Genomic DNA, 5,850 nt, shown 5'->3' on the forward strand with positions numbered 1-5,850 from the left:
TCCAGCAATCCCTTTCCATTGCCGCGCGAGGAGCTGATGCGGGCCTACCGCACCATGCGCACCATTCGCGATTTCGAAGAGCGGCTTCATGTTGAATTCGCCAAGGGCGACATTCCCGGCTTCGTCCATCTCTATGCCGGCGAGGAAGCCACCGCGACCGGCATCATGACGCATCTGACCGATATCGACCGCATCGCCTCGACCCATCGCGGCCACGGCCATTGCATCGCCAAGGGCGTCGACGTCCATGAGATGATGGCGGAGATCTACGGCAAGGCGACCGGCTCCTGCCGCGGCAAGGGCGGCTCGATGCATATCGCCGATCTGTCCAAGGGCATGATGGGCGCGAACGGCATTCTCGGCGCCGGCGCGCCGCTGATCTGCGGCGCCGCGCTGGCCTCGAAATTCCGCGGCGACCGGGGCGTCGGCATCACCTTTTTCGGCGATGGTGCGGCCAATCAGGGCACCGTTCTGGAGAGCATGAATCTCGCGGCGGTGTGGAACCTGCCGGTGATCTTCGTGGTCGAGAACAATGGCTATGCCGAGGCGACCTCGGTCGATTACGCGACGGCCGTCGATTCCTATGTCGATCGCGCCTCGGGTTTCGGCATGCCCGGCGTGACCGTCGATGGAATGGACTTTTTCGCCGTCTATGAAGCGGCGGGCGAGATCATCAAACGCGCGCGCGACGGCGGCGGCCCGGCGTTACTCGAATGCAATGTCGCGCGGTTCTATGGCCATTTCGAAGGCGACGCCCAGACCTACAAGGCCAAGGGCGAGAACGACTACAACCGCGAGAATCGCGACTGCCTGAAGATCTTCCGCGGGCGTCTCATCGAAGCCGGAATCGCAACCGACCGCGACTTCGCCTTGATCGATCTCGAAGTAGCGGCGCTGATCGACGCCGCCGTTTCCTCCGCCAAGGACGCGCCGCTGCCCCATGCGCGCGAACTGCTCACCGACGTTTACGTCGCCTACTGACGCCCCGGACCGGGAGAACAAGACATGACCCGCAAAATCAGCTTCAAGACCGCGATCAACGAGGCGCTCGACCTCGAAATGGCCCGCGACCCCAGCGTCATCCTGCTCGGCGAGGATATTGTCGGGGGCTCCGGCGCGCCGGGCGAGGACGACGCCTGGGGCGGCGTGCTCGGCGTGACCAAGGGCCTGTTCGCCAAACATGGCGGCCGCCTGCTCGACACGCCCTTGTCGGAATCCGCCTATGTCGGCGCGGCCATCGGCGCCGCCGCCTGCGGCATGCGCCCGGTGGCGGAACTGATGTTCATCGACTTCATGGGCGTCTGTTTCGACCAGATCTTCAACCAGGCGGCCAAGTTCAAATATATGTTCGGCGGCAAGGCGCGCACGCCGGTGGTCATTCGCGCCATGGTCGGCGCCGGCTTCCGCGCCGCCGCGCAGCATTCGCAAATGCTCACGCCCATCTTCACCCATATTCCGGGCCTCAAGGTGATCTGCCCGTCCAACGCCTATGACGCCAAGGGCCTGCTGATCCAGGCGATCCGCGACGACGATCCGGTGATCTTCTGCGAGCACAAGAATCTCTACGGCATGGAATGCGAGGTTCCTGCGGAATCCTACGCCATTCCGTTCGGCGAGGCGGCGGTTGTCCGCGAGGGCAAGGACGTCACCATCGTCGGCTATGGCCTCACCGTGCATCGCGCGCTCGACGCCGCCGAAAGCCTCGCCCGCAAGGACCGCATCGAGGCCGAAGTGATCGACCTGCGCACGCTGTCGCCGATCGACTGGGACACGGTGCTCGAAAGCGTCGTGAACACGGGGCGGCTGGTCGTGGTCGATGAAGCCAATCCGCGCTGCTCGCTGGCGTCCGACATCGCGGCCTATGTCGCCCAGCACGCCTTCGGCGCGCTCAAGGCGGCGCCGCAGATGGTGACCGCGCCGCACACGCCGGCGCCGTTCTCGCCGTCGCTGGAAGACCTCTACATCCCGAGCGCCGACGCCATCGTCGCCGCCGTCGGCAAGACCATCGCCCGCGCCAAAGCGGCCTGAAGGAGCAAAGAATGAGCGTTATCGAAGCGATCGTCATGCCCAAATGGGGCCTGTCGATGTCCGAAGGAAAGCTGACCGGCTGGCTCAAGCCGGTCGGCGCGAAGGTCGCGGTGGGCGATGAATTGTTCGAAGTCGAAACCGACAAGATCGTCAATGTCGCCGAATCCGGTTCGGCCGGCGTGCTGCGGCGGATCGTCGGCGAAAGCGGCGAGATCTATCCGGTCAAGGCGCTGATCGGCGTGATCGCCGGCGACGAGGTGCCGGACGCCGATATCGACGCCTTTGTCGCCGGCTATGCGGCGCCGGCCAGCGAGGACGGCGACGCCGAGGAAGCCGGGCCACGCTATGAGTTCGTCGATACGCCCGCCGGCCGCCTACGCTATGCGAAACGCGGAAGCGGCGAGAAGACCGTGGTCCTCGTCCACGGCTTCGGCGGCGACCTCGACAATTGGCTGTTCAATATCGATGCTCTGGCCGGCGCGGCCACGGTCTATGCGCTCGACCTGCCCGGCCACGGCCAGTCGGACAAGCGCATCGGCGAATCCAGCCTCGCCTGGCTCGCCGCCGCCGTGTTCGCCTTCATGGATGCCGTCGGCGTCGAGGCGGCCCATCTCGTCGGCCATTCCATGGGCGGCGCCATCGCCATGCGCGCGGCGATCGACCAGCCTGCGCGCGTGAAATCGCTGGCGCTGATCGGTTCGGCCGGCCTCGGCGCCGAAATCAACAGCGCCTATCTGGACGGTTTCGCCGCGGCGGGATCGCGGCGCGAGCTGAAGCCGCTGCTCGAGCAATTGTTCGACGACCCCTCTCTGGTCAATCGCCAACTCGTCGACGACGTGCTCAAATACAAGCGGATCGACGGCGTCGAAAGCGCCCTGCGCGGCCTCGCCGTCTCCCTGTTCCCCGATGGGCGCCAGACGTCGGCGCTCGCCGACGCCTTGAAGGCGACGGGCGCGCCGGCTCTGGTGATCTGGGGCGAGACCGACCGCATCATTCCGGCCGCCCACGCCTCGGCGCTGGGCGCCGGCGCCAAGGCGGAAGTGCTGGCCCGCGCCGGCCATATGGTGCAGATGGAGAAAGCCGCCCGCGTCAATGAGCTGCTTTTGGCGCATATCGAAGCGTAAACGGCCCGGGTTCATCCGGGAAATGAGGATTGGGCCGTCGCTCACCGCGACGGCCCTTTTTTGCGACGCGGGCCCGCGCCAGGGCGCGGACGGGTGGACGGTCGAGCAATTCCTGTTACAGGGCGCGATTTTGCGCGATAGTCGGCGGGCAGCAATCGGGGGCAGCCCGCAATGCAGATTCCGTCCGTCGATCCCTGGATCGCCCTTGGCGTCATCGCGTCAACCGCGGCCACAGACGCCGTCTATGTCCTGTTCAACGCCTCGGTCTCCGACCGCAGGCGATTCGCCGCCGCCACCTGGAGCAGCGTCTGGTATCTGCTCTCCGCCTTCGCGGTCATCAGCTACACGTCGAACTGGGTCTATGTTTTCTTCGCGGCCACGGGATCCTGGCTCGGCGGGTTCTTCTCGATCACCGCGCTGAACTGGCTGAGCCCGCGCAAGCCCGGCGCCGGCGCCGCCGAACCGCGTCGACACTGAGCCTCGCCCGGCGACCGGGCGGGGCGCGTGACTCTCGCGGCGAGGACGTCGCCGCACGACATCGGGTCTTGAGGGACCGAGCGTCGGATCAGAACTTTACCGTCATCGCTCCATAGACATTGCGGCCGGGCGAGGCGACGGGCGTATGCAGATTGGAATTCGCGCCAGCCGACCAATCCGCGATGTCGATGCCGCCGAGCGGATTGTAATAGAGGACATTGGCCAGGTTCTCGACGCCGAGATCGAAGCGCAGGTTCCGATATTCGTAGGAGGCGCGCAGGTTGACGACGCCATAGGCCGGGGTCGTCGGCTCCAGCCGGACGGTTTCCACCTCGGTTTTAGCCGCCGCCGCCTGGACCTCGATGGCGCTGGTCAGGCGCCCGCCCCACAAGGCGATCGTATTCTGGAGCGACACTTTCCCGTTCAAGGGCATCATGTGATAGAGGCTCTCGCCATTATCGACCCGCCAGCCGCGCACATAGCCGATCACGCCATTGACCGAGAAGTCGCCATAATCGGCGGTTTGCGCGATCAGCGCCTTGCCGGCGATGTCGAAACCGTAAAGTTGGGCGTCGTGATTCGCGAATTGCAGCAGGTTGACCTCGCTCATCTGTCCGAAATTGTTCATGACCGGGATCTGCCCGAGGTAATCCACGTCGATGAAGTTCTGCACGTAGGAATAATAGGGCCCGACCTTGACCTGCCAGAGCTTCTGGGTCGGATCGCTCCATTGTCCCGTCAGCGCGACGGTGTGGGCGACTTCCGGGAGCAGGTTGAGATTGCCGACATAGCCGTTGCCGTCGCCGTACCAGCCGATCATCATCGCGGCCATCGGATTGGTCGACCAGGAATAAAGCTGGTCGATGTTCGGCGCATGGGTCTTGCGCGTATAGCCGAACTCATATTGGCTGACGTCGTCCGGGTTATAGCGCAGGACCGCCGTGACGTCGAAATCGGCGAAGGTCTTGGCGCGGTTCTGCGCATTGAAGGCGGCGGCGTCCATGCCGTACATCATCTCGTTATAGCCCTGGACGGGGCCGGCGTTCATCCACACCATGTCGTTGCGCAGGCCGAGCAGCGAAGACCAGCCCTGGCCCCAGCGCTTCTCCCATTCGACATAGGTTCCAAGCACATTGCGCTGGCCATCGTTGATGTCGACGAAGGTTGAGCAGCACATCATGCCCATACCCATGCCCATCGGCGCGACAGGCGGCCACCATTGGTTCTGCGTCTGGAAGTGCAGCTCGTTGCCGACGTGCAGCAGGCCATTGTCGCCCAGGTTCACAACGGCCTTGAGGTTGTAGCCGTAATCCTGGCCGTTGACATACATCGGCATGCCGGTCGTCGTCGTGGCGTCGACTCCGCCGTTTTTGTCGGCCAGGAAATTCATGTAGTGCTGAGTCAGATGATAATAGGCGTTGGCCTCGAACTGGCCCCAGCCGAACGCGCCCTTGTAGGACACGTCGAAGGTATTGGCGTTGTTCGCCGTCATGTCCATCCATTGGTTCGGGTAACCCTGGTATGGAATCCACTGATAGGCGTAGTGGAAGGCGAGCGTCTGGCCCTCATTCGAATAGGTCAGGGTCGCGGCCTGGTTCGTCGCCTCGTAATTGGTCGAGCGCACGATATGATCGCCGCCACCGGCGTAATAGTCGCCGGATCTGCTCCAGGCGCCGTCATATTGAAGGCTGAAATGGTCTGTCGCGACATTGACATGGCCCGAGACGCCGAACCCGCCGCCATTGGAGCGGAAATAGGTCGAGACCGAGCCGGACGCCAGCACGCCGGGGCTGATCAGGCCGCCGGGCGCGGCGCCGCTGGCCAATTCGGGCGTGACGAAAACCGGCGGGCGCGGCGTGACCAGGATCGAGCCGCCGATGGAATCGCCGCCCTTGCTGACCGGAACATTGACCGTCAGCACCTCGACCTGGCCGATGGCGGCGGGATCGATATAGGACAAAGGCGGATTCATGTGGTTGGCGCAGGCGGCGGTGATCGGCACGCCGCCAAGGACGACATTGTTCCGATCGTCTTCGAGGCCGTGGATCACGGGCAGGCTCGAAATCGGGCCGGCGCCGTAGAGACTCACGCCCGCGACACTCTCCAGAAGGCGAGCCGTGTCGTTGGAGCGCGGCAATTGGGTCGCAATATCCTGGCGCGTGACGATCGAAACATTGGGATCGCGCCTGACGACAATCGAGGCGTTGGCCGCTGGCGACGA

General features: G+C 64.5%; 5 protein-coding genes. 4 read left to right on the forward strand and 1 reads right to left on the reverse strand.

The features are described from left to right. The 4 genes from ACE3S9_RS13490 to ACE3S9_RS13505 form a co-directional block, all read left to right on the forward strand. Positions 1-981 (forward strand): thiamine pyrophosphate-dependent dehydrogenase E1 component subunit alpha (locus ACE3S9_RS13490; protein ID WP_374546987.1); only part of this gene is annotated, 981 nt, incomplete at its 5' end. Between the two features lie 24 nt (positions 982-1,005). Continuing rightward, positions 1,006-2,028 carry an alpha-ketoacid dehydrogenase subunit beta gene (locus tag ACE3S9_RS13495; protein WP_374546988.1) on the forward strand — a complete coding sequence of 341 codons (1,023 nt, stop codon included), beginning with the start codon at positions 1,006-1,008 and terminating at the stop codon, positions 2,026-2,028. An 11-nt stretch (positions 2,029-2,039) separates the two neighbouring features. Next, positions 2,040-3,152 (forward strand): acetoin dehydrogenase dihydrolipoyllysine-residue acetyltransferase subunit, encoded by a 1,113-nt coding sequence (locus ACE3S9_RS13500; protein WP_374546989.1) that lies wholly within the window; start codon positions 2,040-2,042, stop codon positions 3,150-3,152. A gap of 171 nt (positions 3,153-3,323) precedes the next feature. Then, positions 3,324-3,629 carry a hypothetical protein gene (locus ACE3S9_RS13505; protein WP_374546990.1) on the forward strand — a complete coding sequence of 102 codons (306 nt, stop codon included), beginning with the start codon at positions 3,324-3,326 and terminating at the stop codon, positions 3,627-3,629. A gap of 88 nt (positions 3,630-3,717) precedes the next feature. Here the strand turns inward: ACE3S9_RS13505 and ACE3S9_RS13510 are convergent. Continuing rightward, positions 3,718-5,850 (reverse strand): TonB-dependent receptor (locus ACE3S9_RS13510; protein ID WP_374546991.1); only part of this gene is annotated, 2,133 nt, incomplete at its 5' end.

It is taken from the genome of Rhodoblastus sp., from assembly GCF_041915505.1.
In the GTDB taxonomy this organism is placed as follows: Bacteria; Pseudomonadota; Alphaproteobacteria; order Rhizobiales; family Beijerinckiaceae; genus Rhodoblastus.